Below are 14,546 nucleotides of genomic sequence, written 5' to 3'. Positions count from 1 at the left end.
CTCCCACAGCAGAAGAGGGCCTCAGGCCCCGCCTTCGTTCTGTAGGTTTGCCTGGGTGATGTTGCTGCCCGCCGGTACGCTGCGGGTCAGCCAGACGTTACCGCCGATGGTGGAGCCCTGGCCGATGGTGATGCGGCCGAGGATGGTGGCGCCGGCGTAGATCACCACGTCGTCTTCCACGATCGGGTGGCGCGGCTGGCCTTTCTGGAGGTTGCCTTCCTCGTCGGCCGGGAAGCGCTTGGCGCCCAGGGTCACGGCCTGGTAGATGCGCACCCGCTCGCCGATGATCGCCGTTTCGCCAATCACCACGCCGGTGCCGTGGTCGATGAAGAAGCTCTTGCCGATGGTCGCGCCGGGGTGGATGTCGATGCCGGTGGCGGAGTGGGCGATCTCGGCGATCATCCGCGCCAGCAGCGGCAGGCCGGCCTGGTAGAAGTAATGGGCCAGGCGGTGGTGGATCACCGCGTGCACGCCCGGATAGCAGATCAGCACCTCGTCCACGCTGCGCGCGGCCGGATCGCCCTGGAAGGCGGCGAGCACGTCGGTGTCCAGCAGGACCCGCAGCTTCGGCAGGGTGGCGGCAAAGCCCTTGACGATCTCGATGGCCTGGCAGGCGATGTCGTCGCCGCTGGCGCCATTGTGCCGCGCGGCATAGGACAGCTCGCGGCGCACCTCGCCGGCCAGCGCGTTGAGCGCCACGTCCAGGGTGTGGCCGACGTAGAAGTCCTCGCTTTCCTCACGCAGGTCGGCCGGGCCGAGGCGCATGGGGAAGAGGGCGCCGGAAAGGGCTTCGATGATATGCCCGACGGTGATCCGCGACGGCAGTTCGCGGCCGCCCCGGTCCTGCAGGCGGCCATGCCGGCTACGCCATTGGGCGCGGGCGTCGCGCAGGTCGCTGACGATCTGGTCGAGCTGCCAGTTCACCGGCTGGCAGCCGGTGGCGACATAGGGAAGTCTGTTCATTGAGGTACCTGTAATGCGCGGTCCGGATCGCTATAGCCTGCGGAGAATCGGCGCGTTTTCGCAAGCGGATTTTCAGTCCGCCGGTACCAGGGGCTGGGTCTGCTGGCGCGGGGCCGCGGTGACCGTGCAGCCCACGGAGGCGAGGATGATGCAGAGAATTGCCAGCCACTGCAGCAGCGACAGGTGCTCGCCGAGGAAAATCAGCCCGGACAGTGCGCCGAAGGCCGGTTCGATGCTCATCAGGGTGCCGAAGGTCTGTGCCGGCAGGCGGGTGAGGGCGATCATCTCCAGGCTGTAGGGAATGGCGGTGGAGAGCAGGGCGACGGCCAGGGCCACGGGGATCAGCTCGGGACGCAGCAGGTCGGCGCCGGCATGCGCGATACCGATGGGCGCGACGAAGAGGGCCGCCACCATCACGCCCAGGGCTGCGCCCTGCATGCCGTGGTCACTGCCGGTGCGGGCGCCGTAGAGGATGTACAGCGCCCAGCAGACGCCCGCGCCCAGGGCGTAGGCTATGCCGGTGAGGTCGAGGTGGCCTTCGCTCTTGCCCAGCGGCAGAAGCAGCCAGAGACCCAGCGCGGCCAGGGCGATCCAGAGAAAGTCGATGGCGCGACGCGAGGCGAACAGCGCCACCGACAGCGGCCCGGCGAACTCCAGGGCGACGGCGATGCCCAGGGGAATGCTGCGCAGGGACATGTAGAACATCAGGTTCATGCCGCCCAGGGCGAGGCCGTAGAGCACCAGCGGGACGATGGAGTCGCGGCTGAGGCGCGCGCGCCAAGGGCGCAGGATCAGCGCGAGGATGACGGTGGCGAACAGCAGGCGCAGGGCGGTGGTGCCCTGGGCGCCGATGACCGGGAACAGCGTCTTGGCCAGGGAGGCGCCGCTCTGGATGGAAGCCATGGCCACCATCAGGACGGCAACGGGCAGCAGGGTGGAGGCAAGGCGAGACGACATGGGGACTGATCCGGCTGAACCAGTCCACGAGGGGCTGGTATGTTGCTATGGTTATGTGCAACATAATGCGCAAAATCCCGGAAATGAGCAATATGTTGCCCAAGTCTGAAGAGCGTCCCAACGTCCTCGAACACGTCTCCGAAAATGTCCGACGCCTGCGCCGCGCGGCGGGCCTCAGTCAGGAAGCCCTGGCGAGCGCCGCGGGGGTGAGCCGGCGCATGCTGGTGGGCATCGAGGGGGGCGACGTGAACGTCAGCCTGGCCACCCTCGACCGCATCGCCGCCGCCCTCGGCGTGCTCTTTCCCGACCTGGTGCAACAGCCGGATCGTCCCGATCGCTCGCGGATCAACGTCGTGGCCTGGGTCGGCGACCAGCCGGGCAGCCGCGCGACCCTGCTGGCCAGCTCGGCCACGCGGCACGAAGTGGAGCTCTGGAGCTGGTCGTTGGCGCCGGGTGAGCGCTACACCGCCGAGCCGGACGCGGAAGGCTGGCGGGAGATGATATTCGTGATCGAGGGGCGCCTCAGTGTGTTGCGCGGCGAAGCGCGGCAGGAGGTCGAGGCCGGGGACTTCCTGGTATTCGGCAGCGATCAGCCCTACGTCTATGCCAACGAAGGTGAAGGGCTGGTGCGCTTCGTGCGCAATGTGCTGACCTGAGCGACGCCTCAGTCCTGCTCGTCCTCATCCTCGGCGTCGCCACCGAAGGCATCCAGGCAGCGCAGGGTATGTTCGCCCTCGGCGCCAGCCAGCTTCCAGCAGCCGCTTTCGGCGTCGAAGCGCGCGGCCTGTACGGCGCCCTGGGTGAAGCGCCATTCGCGGCGGGTGCGGCCGTCGATGCATTCCACGCGCAGCAGTTGGGTCTCGGGCTCTCCCGGCTGGCCGGCTTCCAGGGCGTCCAGCAGGGCGTCGTCCAGGTCGAATTCCCAGGCGTGCAGGTCGTCGATTTCCAGCATGTCGGCGGCCAGCAAGGCATCCAGCAGGGTTTCGTGGGGCATGGTGGATCATCCATCGATTGAACGGGGCGCGGGATGATAATCCAGCGCCCCGTTCATTGCTCGGTCGGGCTTGCCAGGTACTGCATGTTTTCCTCGCGGATGCGCCGGCCCTCTTCGTCGTAGAGGAAGGGCAGGAACATGTAGCGGCGCCCCGCCGTGACCGGCGTGGCCTCATGCAGCAGCGAACAGGAGAACACCACGGCACCGCCGGTGGGTGCGGTGAAGAGGCTGTGGCCGAATTCCGGGAAGTGCAAATAGCCGCCTTCGTACTCGCCTGTGTTGAGGAACAACGAGACGGCGAAGCGCCGATGGGCAGTACCTTTGGTGGTGTTGTCGCGGTGGGGGCGGAAATGGCCGCCTTCCTCGGCGTCGTAGCAGGCCACCAGGTAGCGTTCCATGCGCGTGGCCTGGAACTGGAAAGCCTTGTGGATTTCAGGAATCAGGCGTGTGGTGATGCGCTGTATGCAGGCCTGGCGCAATGGCTGGTCCTCCAGGCTGCAGTCGCGGCGTTGCTTGTGTTCATGCTTGCGCACTTCCACGGTCTTGCCGTCGCGTTCGACCATGTAGCCCGACTCGGTGCCGCCCAGGCGCTCGTAGTAGTCGATCAGCGCCCGGCACAGGGCAGGTTCGAAGATGCGCGGAACCACCAGTACCGGCGCTTGCGCGCGGGCCCGCGCGATGGGGGGAATCGGTTCCTGGGCCTGGAGCCGGGCGAGGACGGCATCGATGTGGCCTTCGCCGCCGGGCGGGATCGGCAGTGCGGCGAGCACCCGCAGGCGGGGGTCGAGCAGGTAGGTGGTCTGGCAGATGGCGTCGTCGGCCTGGTTCATGCCGTAGAGGTTGCAGATGCTGCGGTCGAGGTCCCAGAAGAAGCGAATGCCGGGCAACTGGTCGCGGACCCGCTGTTGCTCGCGGTCGCGCGGGTCGACGATGACGCCGAAGAAACTCGCCCGCTCGTCGTCGAACTGTTCGCGACGGGCCAGTAGGTCGGTCAGCACCCGCGCCGCTGCCGGGTCGGTGGACGAGCCAAGGAAACTGAGGACGATGTAGCGCCCGGCCACGGTATCGAAGGTGAAACGCTCGCGGCTGGGGGTGCTGCTGGTGAACCAGGGCACCGCTTCGCCCGGTGCCACAGGGGAGTTGCGCGGGGTCATGGGGAGTCTCCGTTCGCCTCTGCTGAACCTAGACCACGGCGAAGAGGCGTGCCGTCCCGTCCGCCGGGCGTACGTTCGCAGGGCATGACCGGCGCCCCCGGACCATCGGCTACCCGATGCAGCCGGGGCCGATGGTGATAACGGATGGATAACCCGGGAGGAGCCAGGCTGCTCGCGAACCTCTCGCCAGCAGGCTGGCTCCTTTGGGCGGTGCGGGACTTAATAGTCGTTCTTGCAGCCGCTTCCCCAGACCAGGTACTCGATGGTCTTCGTCTGCATCTGGCTGTCTTCGTAGGTCATGCGGGCCGGTCCGATGCCGCAGAAGGTGGTCAGGTCGGTCATCTGCACCACGCGGGCGATGTCCAGATGCACGCCGTACTCGTACTGGATGACGGGTTGCGTCGACGGGTTGGCGTTGGCGGCCAGGGCGGCGCTGGTGGCGAGGCTCAAACTCAAGGCGACTACAAGGGTTTTCATGGTGGATTCTCCTGCTGGAGAGGTGGTTTGCGGGTAGTCCCGCGCCTACTGACCGTCAGGCATCGAGCGGATGCCGCTGCCGGTGGTCATGCTGGAGAGCACGCCATCCCTGCGGATGAGTGCGTGGTAGAGGGCCGCCGCCAGGTGCGCCAGGATGCTGAGGAACAGCAGGTACGCCAGTACAGTGTGGGCCAGGCGCAGGCCGGCATAGAGCCGCGCGTCCGGCGGGACGATGGACGGCAGCAGCAGCGATTCGTGGAGCACCACCGGGTAGCCCCCGGCGGACTGCATGGCCCAGCCCACCAGTGGCAGGGCGAACATCAGGGTGTAGAGCAACCGGTGCGAGATCCGCGCAAGGCGTTGCTGCCAGCCGGGCATACCGGTGGGCAGTGGCGGTGTGCGGGAGAGCAGGCGCACCGCGAGACGCAGGATCACCAGCGCCAGCAGGAACACCCCAAGGGGCTTGTGCAGCGCCAGCAGGGCGCTGTGGCGCGGCGAGAGGTCGCCCACCAGGCTCACGCCGATGAACAACATGACCAGCAGCAGGATCGCCATCAGCCAGTGGATGACTCGCAACAGCGGGCTGAAGTGGGTCGGGGCGTTCATGGCTGGGCTCCTGGTTCGGCGTGGGGCGCACCTTCGCGGGTGCGGCGGTTGTAGGACACGGCATAGGCGGCGGATCGTGCGGCAAGCAGCGGGTCGTCCGAGGCCTGGATGCCGTCGGGGAGTACCAGCGGGTCGAAATTGATGTCGCGGCAGGCGCCCGTGTCCTGGGGCTCGGCCCTTTCCACCACCAGGGTGCCGGCGTCCACCTGGCGGCGCTCCGCTGGCCATTGGCGGGTGGCATCGTGGGTGGGGTCGCCCGGCTCGGCCAGGGTCAGCACCAGGTGCCAGCGCAGGGGGCCCTTGGCCAGGCGCTGTTGCAGGTCGCGGCTGAGGAAGTCCGGCGCCTGGCCGGCGTCGCCCAAGGGCTCGAACGGCGTCTCCGGCTGCATCGACCAGCGCGCGAAATGCCCGTCGCCGGCCTCATCCACCAGGCGGAACGCATTGATGCTGTGGTAGGTGACGCTGGCGTAGCTATTGCTCGGCTTGGCGCCCTGCACCCACTGGCGGAAGGCGGCGCTCTCCGGGTGGGCGGCGAAGAACGCCTGCATCCGCGATGGGTCCGGTTTGCCGGTGGCCGGATCGGGGCGAGAGGCCAGCACCTGCGCATAGAAGGCTTCCGGCGTGGCCACTGGCAGCACCGGTGGCGAGTTCATGCCGGTGCGCCACTGCTCGCCGCCGGGCAGCTGGAACAGCAAGGCCATGCTGCGAACGGGCACGCCGGCATCCGGCGCATGGGGGTTGCTGCCGCCGATGGCCAGACGCCCGATCACCGGCACCTGGCCGGGGGCGAAGACGCTGGCGCGGGACAGGTGCCCGGCCTGGCCGTTGCTCTCGAAGTGACCGGCGATGCAGAGGCCCTTCGCGTGGTTCTTGCGGTAGCCGGGAAACTTCCCGGCGTTGGCTTCGAAGGCGTCGATGATCCGATGCGGGGTCAGGCGCTCGCCGCCGATCCAGCCGGCGGCATAGGCGAAGCCCGCGGCCAGGCCTCCGACGGCGACTCCGATCAGGGCCAGCCGTGCCGCCAGGTCGAGCCCCTTGGGTGTTGCGTTACTCATGCGATACTCCCGGGCATTCCGCCCCTGTTCATGCGCCGGTGAGACGCAGGTTCCGGGGCTTTATTCCCGGCCGGGAATAAAATCCCGCGTTGCGCGTCTCTCTGTCGCACCCTTAGGCAAGAGCGGCACATACCTGGCTATGAACATGATTGATGACGAGGAACTGCGGGCGTTGTTACAGCGGCTGAGGCGCTTCGCGCTGTGGCTGACGCGCAACGCCAGCAGCGCCGACGACCTGGTCCAGTCGACCCTGGAGCGGGCGCTGTCGCGCTGGAGCAGCAAGGGTGACGGCAACCTGCGCGCCTGGCTGTTTTCCATCCTCTACCGGCAGTTTCTCGACGCCCAGCGTCGCGCCCGCCGCCATGCGCGATTGCTGGAACTCTTCGGCGGACGCCGCGATGAGGCACCGTCCACCGAGGACCTGGTGGTCAACCAGGCGACCTTGCAGGCCTTCGGTCGCCTGCCTCCGGAGCAGCGTGCGCTTCTGCTGCTGGTGAGTGTGGAAGGGCTCAGCTACAAGGAGGCCGCCGAGACGCTCGGCATTCCCATCGGCACCGTGATGTCCAGGCTGTCCCGCGCGCGCAAGGCGCTGCGCGAACTGGCCGAGGGCGAAATGACCAACCCTCAGCTCCGGGTACTCAAATGAACGCATTCCATCCCAGCGAAGACGACCTGCACGCCTACCTCGACGGCCAACTCGATACCGAGCAGCGTCAGGCCGTGGAGGCCTACCTGGCGGCCAACCCCGAGGTTGCCGCCCAGGTGGACGGCTGGCGACGGGACGCCCAACTGCTGCGCGCGGCGCTGGCCAGACCGGGACTGGCGGCCAACCCGCGCCTCGATCCACTGGCGATCCGCGCGTCGTTGCGCGCCCGCAAGCGGCGCCGCCTGGCCCTGGCAGCCTCCTTCATCCTCGCTCTGGGCGCCGGTGGCCTGGGTGGCTGGCAGGCGCGGGACATGAGCCTGCTGGCGGCCAACCCGCCGATGCAGGACGCGCTGCAGGCACACCGGCTGTTCGCCGCCAGCCCGGTGGTGGATATCCAGGCCCGCCAGCCGGGCGAATTGCAGGCCTGGCTGGATCAGCGTTTCAGCCATGCGGCGCGGATTCCCGACCTCAGCCCCTACGGCTTCACCCCGGTGGGTGGCCGCTGGCTGGTCACCGAGCAGGGCGCCGCAGCCTTGCTGCTGTTCGAGGATGGCCAGGGGCAGCGGGTCAGCCTTTACCTGCGTGCGCCCGGCTCGCTCTACCCGAGCGTGCGCAAGGGCCAACGCCGCGACGGCGAACTGGAGGCCCGGTACTGGTCGCGCGGTGGCTACAACTACGCGCTGGTGAGCCGCGAAGGCGACCCGCGCGGCGAGGTGCTGGGGCGGGCGCTGGCGTTCTAGAGGGCGCGACGTGAGTCGCCCGCGCATCGCTGGGCTTCGCAGGCTCAGCGCCAGCCTACGAAAGGCTTTTCCATGGATCTTGCGGCCAGCAAGCGTCGCAGGCAGAACCGGCGCTTCCCCAGGGCGGCATCGCGGTTCCGGCGTGGGCACCTAAACTGGATGGACCGGGCCGGCGTTGGGTAGGCGCGCGTTGGGCCGGGTGGCTGGCTTGCCGCGGGGCGCGGTGTCTACCGTGAATGCCCGCAACCGCCAGGACTCAGCGCGATGCGCCGATCACCGCCGGCGTGGCGCCGTTCTCTACAGAGTCGGAGTGCGTTCATGCCCAACCTGCCGCTGCGACTTCTCGGTTCGGTGCCTCGGCGGCGGTGCGTTGTGGGGCTGGTGGCACTTCTTTGGGCTTCGTTCGGCGGTGTGGCCTCCGCTGCTGAAGAGCACTCACCCTCGGAGATGCTCACCGTGGACCCGGGTGAGATCCAGACGCCGTGGACGGGGGATCTCGAGGAGATGAAGAAGCGGCGGATCATTCGCGTCCTCACGATCTACAGCAAAACCTTTTACTTCATCGACCGGGGGACTCAGCGCGGTGCAACCTACGATTGGTTCACCGCGTTCGAGCAGGAGCTGAACAAGAAGATGGCGCCCTCGAAGTCGAAGGCGAAGAACCACCTCAAGGTTCACGTGGTTTTCATCCCGGTCAGCAGGGATGAGCTTCTGCCGGCGCTGGTTGCCGGGAGGGGCGACATCGCGGCGGCCAATCTCACCATAACCCCCGAAAGGCAGGCGCTGGTGGACTTCTCCGTGCCGGCTTACACCAATGTCAGCGAAGTGATCCTGTCCGGTCCCGCGTCACCCGCCGTCACGAGCATCGACGACCTTGCGGACAAGGAGGTCTTCGTTCGCAAGTCCTCCAGCTATTACGAGAGCCTGGTGGCGCTCAACGAGCGCTTCGCCGCGGAAAATCGGCCCCAGGTGACGCTCAAGTTGGCCCCGGAGGAGTTGGAGGACGAGGATCTGGTCGAGATGCTGAATGCCGGACTGATTCCACTCATCGTCATGGACAAGCACAAGGCCGACCTCTGGAAGCAGGTCTTTCCCCAGGTCACGGTCCACGACGGGATTGCCATACGCACGGGCGGCACCATCGCCTGGGCAATACGGAAGGGGAGCCCGCAACTCAAAGCGGCCGTCGATGACTTCGTCTCCCACCACGGAGCGGGCACCAGGACGGGCAACATAATTCTGCTGCGCTACCTGAAGAGCGCGAAGTACATCAAGGACGCGGCATCCACGGCGGAGCGCAGGAAGTTCCTCGAACTGACGCGATTCTTCAAGGAATACGGCGACAAATACAGTGTGGACTGGCTGCTGATGGCGGCCCAGGGATACCAGGAGTCCCGTCTCGACCAGTCCGTTCGCAGCCCTGTGGGCGCCATCGGGGTGATGCAGATCATGCCGGCCACCGGCAGGGAACTGAAAGTCGGCGATATCCGGCGAACCCAGCCGAACATCGAAGCCGGGGTCAAATACATGCGCCTGATGATCGACAGGTACTACGGCGACGAACCGATGACCGAGCTGGATAAGGTGCTGTTTACTTTCGCGTCGTATAACGCCGGTCCCGCCAGGGTGGCCCGACTGCGCGCGGAAGCCGCCAAGCGTGGGCTGGATCCGAACGTCTGGTTCCATAACGTCGAGTACGTCGCTGCCGACCGAATCGGCGCGGAGACCGTGACTTACGTCAGCAACATCTACAAGTACTACATCGCCTATCGGCTGATCATGGAAGCGCGGGAGGCTAAGCTGCGCGCTGCCGAACAGATCACGGCGCAGCCTGAATAGGCCGCCTCGCTCGCCTGTCGCGGGGTGAGCGAGGCGGCTGGCCGGGGGCGTCAGGCCTGCATCGCGCTGCCGTGCACATCCATCGCCGCCTGGCGCAGGGCTTCGGAGCGGGTCGGGTGGGGGTGGCAGGTGAGGGCGATGTCCTCGGCCGACGCGGAGAACTCCATGGCCACGCAGTATTCGCCGATCATCTCGCTGACGCTCGGCCCGATCAGGTGTACGCCCAGCACTTCGTCCGTGCGCTCGTCCGCCAGGATCTTCACGAAGCCTTCGGTTTCGTGGTTGATCTTGGCCCGGCTGTTGGCGGTGAAGGGGAACTTGCCGACCCGGTAGGCGCGGCCCTCGGCCTTCAGTTGTTCCTCGCTCTTGCCCACGCTGGCCACTTCCGGACGGGTGTAGATCACGCTGGGGATGAGGTTGTAGTTCACCTCGGCGGCCTGGCCGGCGATGCGCTCGATGCAGACGATGGCTTCGTCTTCGGCCTTGTGCGCGAGCATCGGTCCGGAGGTGACGTCGCCGATCACGTACACCCCCGGCGCGCCGGTCTGGTGGTGCTCGTTGGCGAGCATGCCGCGCGGGCCGGTGGCCAGGCCGACGCTTTCCAGGCCCAGGCCCTCGGTGTAGGGGCTGCGGCCGATGGCGACCAGCACGTAATCGGCCTTGAGGGTTTCCGCCAGGCCGCCGGCGGCCGGTTCGATGGAAAGCTCCACGCCGAGCTTGTCGGCCTTGGCGCTGGTGACCTTGGAGCTGAGCTTGAAGCTCATGCCTTGCTTGGTGAGGGTGCGTTGCAGGGTCTTGGCGGTCTCATCGTCCAGACCGGGGCAGATGCGGCCGAGGTATTCCACCACCGTCACCTGGGCGCCCAGGCGGCGCCAGACCGAGCCGAGTTCCAGGCCGATCACCCCGGCGCCGATCACCACCAGGTGCTTGGGCACTTCCGGCAGGGAGAGGGCGCCGGTGGAGTCGAGGATGCGCTGGTTGTCGATGGTCACACCCGGCAGTGGCGTCGGCACCGAGCCGGTGGCGATGACGATGTTGCGGGTTTCCAGGGTCTGCTGCTGGCCGTTGGCGGCGGTCACCACGACCTTGCCGGCGCCCTCGATGCGTCCCCAGCCCTTGACCCATTCCACCTTGTTCTTGCGGAAGAGGAATTCGATGCCCTTGGTCAGCGCCGCCACGCTCTCGGCCTTCTGCTTCATCATTTGCGCCAGGTCGAGTGTCGGCTGCACCTGGATGCCCAGGGTGGCGAACTCCTTGCCCGAGGCCGCTTCATACAGCTCGGAGGCGTGGAGCAGGGCCTTGGACGGCATGCAGCCGACGTTCAGGCAGGTACCGCCAAGGGTTTCCCGGCCCTCGACGCAGGCCACCTTCATGCCCAGTTGGCCGGCCTTGATCGCCGCGTTGTAGCCGCCCGGACCGCCGCCAATCACCACCACGTCGTATGCGCTCATGGGTTCACCTCGGTTTGAAATGGGTAGGGGGAATGCAGAAGCCTAGTGGACAACCGGCGGCCTTCCAGCCAGGTCGGGCTCCACGTGAATTATGTGCGTAATATTATTGGCCTCATATTAGCCGTCAAGTGGCCACGGTGATACATGGCGGCTACCAGTCGAGGCTGAGCTGGCTTTCGAAACGGCGCGCTTCGCCGCTGATGGGATCGTCGAAGGCGAGGTCGCGGGCCAGCAGCTTGAGGGGACGCCGATAATCGTCCGGGCCGCCCTTGTCGGTCAGGTCGGGGTAGAAGCCGTCGTTGCAGATGGGCGCGCCGAGGGCGGCCAGGTGTACCCGCAACTGGTGCTGCTTGCCGGTGATGGGGTACAGCGCGTAGCGCCAGAGATCGCCGTTCTTCTCCAGCACTTCCAGGCGTGTGCGGGTATTGGGTTCGCCCGCCACCTCGCGCATGCGAAAGAAGGGCTCGCCCTTGTCCAGGCGGGTTTCCCGCAGCAAGGGGAAGTCCAGGCCGGGGAGGGCGGGGGCGATGGCCTCGTAGCGCTTGTGGATTTCACGGTCGCGGAACAGCGCGTGGTAGGTGTTGCGGCTCGCCGGGTTGGCGGAGAACAGCACCAGGCCGGCGGTATGGCGGTCGATGCGGTGCAGTGGCACCAGGTGCGGGTTGCCCAGGCGCCGGGTGAGGCGCGCCTGCAGGGTTTCCTCGACGTACTCGCCGGCCGGCATCACGGGGAGGAAGTGCGGCTTGTCGGCGACCACCAGGTGTTCATCGACATGCAGCACGCGCTCTTCGAAGGGAATGGCCTTCTCGCCCTTCACTTCGCGGAAGTAATGCACCCGCAGTGCCACCTGATAGGGATGCGCCGGCCCCAGCGGATTGCCTCGGCCATCGGTCACTTTGCCGGCGGTCATGCGCTCCACCCAGGTCTCGCGGGAGATGGCGGGAAAGCGGTCGCAGAGGCAATCCAGCACGGTGCGCCAGTCGCCCTGGGGCAGGTGGAGGGTGCTGGGGCGGATGCTCGGTGTGCGGGACATGGAGTGTTTCGGCAGATTGCAGGGGCGGGGCATTAGGCCGCACCTGACTGACCCGAGTCAAAGGCAGAGGATAGAATGCACCGGCCGTGCGCCGGCGGGCAGGAGCCCCGCCGCGATGGAAGGCCCATCGGGCGCACGCCAGGATATTCGTTGTTCAGAAGAGGACCCTTGTATGTACTTCAAGCCTATTTCCCTCAGTCTTGCCCTGGCCGGCCTGCTCCTGGCCGGTTGCAGCTCGACCGACAAACCCACGGCGCCCACCGCTACCCCGGCCGCTGAGGCGAACGCCAGCGCCGCCGCGCCGTCGTATACCGGCAACTGCAGCAGTGAGGCCCTGGCCGCCCTGGTGGGCAAGAATGCCGATACCGCGCTGGTGGAGCAGGCCAAGCGCCAGTCCGGCGCCGAGATGGCCCGTGTGCTGCGCCCTCACCAGCCGATCACCATGGATTACAACTCCCGCCGCCTGAACATCGATGTCGATGAGCTGGGTGTGGTGAAGCAGTTCAGCTGCGGCTGAGGCTGGTTGTAGCCATGAATGAAGAAGGCGCCCTGGGGCGCCTTCCTTTGTTTTAGGGGCTTATACAGATTGCAGTGGTGGGGCATTTGTAGGGTGGACCACGCCTTATCGGTCCACCAGGCGAGGCTTGGCTGGGCATCGCTGGTGGATGATAAGAGCGTCATCCACTCTACGGCGGGACTGCGTCCTGCATCGCGAATGCGTTCGCTGCAAGACTCCCCGCCCGGCGTCGGTCGGCCCGTCAGATACGGAAACTGCCCACCAGCTGCTGCAATCTCGCCGCCTGCTGGTCGAGGTCGGCGCAGGCGCGCAGGGTGGCCTGGAGGTTTTCCACGCCTTCCTGGTTGAGGGTGTTGATCTCGGTGATGTCCATGTTCAGCGAGTCGACCACGGCGGTCTGTTCCTCGGTGGCGGTGGCCACCGACTGGTTCATGCCGTCGATCTCGCCGATGCGCTGGGTTACGCTGCCCAGGCGCTCGCCGGCCTGGTTGGCGATCTCCACGCTCTGCTCGCTGTAACGCTGGCTTTCGGTCATGGTGCTGACCGCCTCGCGGGCGCCAACCTGCAGTTCCTCGATCATCTGCTGGATTTCCTGGGCCGATTCCTGGGTGCGGTGGGCCAGGTTGCGCACCTCGTCGGCCACCACGGCGAAGCCGCGGCCGGCTTCCCCGGCGCGGGCGGCCTCGATGGCGGCGTTGAGCGCCAGCAGGTTGGTCTGCTCGGAGATGCCTTTGATCACTTCGAGGATCTGGCCGATGTTCACCGTCTTGCTGTTCAGGGTCTCGATGTTGCCGCAGGAGGCGCGGATCTTCCCGGACAGCTCGTTCATCGCCTGGATGGTGCGCTCCACCACCTGGCGGCCGTCTTCGGCCAGGGTGCGTGCGGACGAGGCCTGGTGCGAGGCGTCGGCGGCGTTGCGGGCGATTTCCTGGGCGGCGGCGCCCAGTTCGTTGATCGCCGCGGCCACGCTGTTGGTGCGGTTGGCCTGCTCGTCGGAATTGCTCATGGACGAGTTGGAGGCGTTGAGCACCAGCTTGGCCACCTGGTTGACGTGATGGGTGGCCGAGGACACTTCGCGGATGGAGCCGTGGACCCGCTCGACGAAGCGGTTGAAAGACTTGGCCACGGCGCCGAATTCGTCGTGGGCATGCACGGTCAGGCGCTTGGTCAGGTCACCGTCGCCTTCGGCGATCTCGCGCATGGCGCGTCCCAGTTGGTCCAGCGGCTGCATCAGCAGGCGGATCAGCATGCCCAGCAGCAGCACGGTGGCGATCACCGCGATCAGCGTGGCGATGATGGCCGAGGTGCGCACTTCGTCGAGCATGGCGAAGGCGGCGTCCTGGTCGAGCACCAGGGCGACGTACCAGTTGGCCGAGGGCAGGCCCTCCAGCGGGGTGAAGGCGATGAACTGGGTCTTGCCGTCCACCTCGATTTCGCTGACGCCGGTTTCTACCTTCGGGGTGTCCTGCGGGTACAGCTCGTTGATGCCCTTGAGGATGTAGCGGTTGTCCGGGTGCAGCAGCACCTTGCCCTGGGCGCTGACCAGGAAGGCGTGGCCATGGCCCTGGAATTTCAGCGAGTCCAGCAGTTGGGCGATGCTCGCCAGGTCCATGTCGGCACCGGCCACGCCGACCATCTGGCCGTCACGGCGTACCGGCGTGGCGATGGTGATGACCAGCTTCTGCGAAGACGCGGCGATGTAAGGTTCGGTGAGCGCGCTGCCCTGGGCCGCGCTGGCGGCCTGGTACCAGCCACGGGCGCGCGGGTCGTAGTCGGCCGGGCGATTGCCGGCGGGCACCGAGGTCATGGCACCGTCGGCGCCGCCGAAATAAGAGAGCTGGAAGCGCTGGCCGTAAACCGGCAGGTTCAGCGCGGCGGTCAGCGGATCGCCCTGCTGGCCGTTGGCGGACAGTTGCTGGGCCAGGGACTCCACCAACTGGATGCGACCTTCCAGCCAGGTCTTGATCGTGCGGGTGGCCAGGCCGCCGACTTCCTGCAGCGACGCATGCACGTCGGTGTTCAGCGCCTGTCGCTGGCGGTAGTCGTTGAACAGCACGAAGAGGGTGAAGGCCACGACCATCACCAGCGAGGCGGCCAGCAGGATCTTTTGGCTG

At 66.9% G+C, this 14,546-nt stretch carries 14 protein-coding genes and 2 pseudogenes; 5 read left to right on the top strand and 11 right to left on the bottom strand.

Features of this window, described 5'->3' with window-relative positions; translation table 11 throughout:
* Positions 1 to 21: 21 nt before the first annotated feature.
* Both epsC and rhtA read right to left on the bottom strand, forming a co-directional pair.
* On the bottom strand, positions 22 to 963 hold the full coding sequence (gene epsC, locus PJW05_RS14650; RefSeq protein ID WP_271407743.1) for a serine O-acetyltransferase EpsC: 942 nt from the start codon (positions 961 to 963) through the stop codon (positions 22 to 24).
* Positions 964 to 1,035: 72 nt separating this feature from the next.
* On the bottom strand, positions 1,036 to 1,920 hold the full coding sequence (gene rhtA / locus PJW05_RS14645) for a threonine/homoserine exporter RhtA (RefSeq protein ID WP_271407742.1): 885 nt from the start codon (positions 1,918 to 1,920) through the stop codon (positions 1,036 to 1,038).
* A 65-nt stretch (positions 1,921 to 1,985) separates the two neighbouring features.
* Between rhtA and PJW05_RS14640 the strand changes: the two genes are divergently transcribed.
* On the top strand, positions 1,986 to 2,576 hold the full coding sequence (locus PJW05_RS14640; protein ID WP_271407741.1) for a helix-turn-helix domain-containing protein: 591 nt from the start codon (positions 1,986 to 1,988) through the stop codon (positions 2,574 to 2,576).
* Between the two features lie 8 nt (positions 2,577 to 2,584).
* Here the strand turns inward: PJW05_RS14640 and PJW05_RS14635 are convergent, their stop codons facing one another.
* From PJW05_RS14635 to PJW05_RS14615, 5 genes are all read right to left on the bottom strand, one after another.
* Entirely contained in the window at positions 2,585 to 2,914 is a 330-nt protein-coding gene (locus tag PJW05_RS14635) for a DUF5629 family protein (protein WP_271407740.1), read from the bottom strand.
* Between the two features lie 53 nt (positions 2,915 to 2,967).
* Entirely contained in the window at positions 2,968 to 4,068 is a 1,101-nt protein-coding gene (locus tag PJW05_RS14630; protein ID WP_271407739.1) for a 2OG-Fe(II) oxygenase, read from the bottom strand.
* Between the two features lie 219 nt (positions 4,069 to 4,287).
* Complete coding sequence (locus PJW05_RS14625; RefSeq protein WP_271407738.1) at positions 4,288 to 4,545, bottom strand: DUF2790 domain-containing protein; 258 nt, start codon at positions 4,543 to 4,545, stop codon at positions 4,288 to 4,290.
* A gap of 45 nt (positions 4,546 to 4,590) precedes the next feature.
* The gene (locus PJW05_RS14620) at positions 4,591 to 5,151 is read right to left on the bottom strand and encodes a cytochrome b (RefSeq protein WP_271407737.1); all 561 of its coding nucleotides are present in this window, start codon (positions 5,149 to 5,151) and stop codon (positions 4,591 to 4,593) included.
* On the bottom strand, positions 5,148 to 6,206 hold the full coding sequence (locus tag PJW05_RS14615) for a catalase family peroxidase (RefSeq protein ID WP_271407736.1): 1,059 nt from the start codon (positions 6,204 to 6,206) through the stop codon (positions 5,148 to 5,150). The genes PJW05_RS14620 and PJW05_RS14615 overlap by 4 nt, the downstream gene beginning before the upstream one ends.
* Positions 6,207 to 6,345: 139 nt before the next feature.
* Between PJW05_RS14615 and PJW05_RS14610 the strand changes: the two genes are divergently transcribed.
* From PJW05_RS14610 to PJW05_RS14600, 3 genes are all read left to right on the top strand, one after another.
* A complete protein-coding gene (locus tag PJW05_RS14610) occupies positions 6,346 to 6,852 on the top strand; it encodes a sigma-70 family RNA polymerase sigma factor (RefSeq protein WP_271407735.1) in 507 nt (168 codons plus the stop codon).
* Positions 6,849 to 7,592: an anti-sigma factor family protein gene (locus PJW05_RS14605; protein ID WP_271407734.1), complete on the top strand. Its 744-nt coding sequence runs from the start codon at positions 6,849 to 6,851 to the stop codon at positions 7,590 to 7,592. The genes PJW05_RS14610 and PJW05_RS14605 overlap by 4 nt, the downstream gene beginning before the upstream one ends.
* 318 nt (positions 7,593 to 7,910) lie before the next feature.
* Positions 7,911 to 9,431 carry a lytic transglycosylase F gene (locus PJW05_RS14600; protein WP_271407733.1) on the top strand — a complete coding sequence of 507 codons (1,521 nt, stop codon included), beginning with the start codon at positions 7,911 to 7,913 and terminating at the stop codon, positions 9,429 to 9,431.
* A 50-nt stretch (positions 9,432 to 9,481) separates the two neighbouring features.
* Here the strand turns inward: PJW05_RS14600 and lpdA are convergent, their stop codons facing one another.
* Positions 9,482 to 10,882 carry a dihydrolipoyl dehydrogenase gene (gene lpdA, locus PJW05_RS14595; protein ID WP_271407732.1) on the bottom strand — a complete coding sequence of 467 codons (1,401 nt, stop codon included), beginning with the start codon at positions 10,880 to 10,882 and terminating at the stop codon, positions 9,482 to 9,484.
* Between the two features lie 151 nt (positions 10,883 to 11,033).
* Positions 11,034 to 11,915 (bottom strand): pseudouridine synthase, encoded by an 882-nt coding sequence (locus PJW05_RS14590; RefSeq protein ID WP_271407731.1) that lies wholly within the window; start codon positions 11,913 to 11,915, stop codon positions 11,034 to 11,036.
* Positions 11,916 to 12,087: 172 nt separating this feature from the next.
* On the opposite strand from PJW05_RS14590, the gene PJW05_RS14585 reads away from it, so the two are divergent.
* On the top strand, positions 12,088 to 12,432 hold the full coding sequence (locus PJW05_RS14585; protein ID WP_271407730.1) for an I78 family peptidase inhibitor: 345 nt from the start codon (positions 12,088 to 12,090) through the stop codon (positions 12,430 to 12,432).
* A 241-nt stretch (positions 12,433 to 12,673) separates the two neighbouring features.
* Here PJW05_RS14585 and PJW05_RS26805 read toward each other — a convergent pair.
* Both PJW05_RS26805 and PJW05_RS26800 read right to left on the bottom strand, forming a co-directional pair.
* Positions 12,674 to 13,273: pseudogene (locus tag PJW05_RS26805) on the bottom strand (methyl-accepting chemotaxis protein); the annotation flags it as partial.
* 306 nt (positions 13,274 to 13,579) lie between these two features.
* Positions 13,580 to 14,512 (bottom strand): annotated as a pseudogene (locus PJW05_RS26800) (cache domain-containing protein); the annotation flags it as partial.
* Positions 14,513 to 14,546: the final 34 nt, after the last annotated feature.

This window comes from Pseudomonas sp. Q1-7 (assembly GCF_028010285.1).
Lineage (GTDB): Bacteria > Pseudomonadota > Gammaproteobacteria > Pseudomonadales > Pseudomonadaceae > Metapseudomonas.
This window is presented reverse-complemented; position numbering and strand designations above follow the sequence as displayed.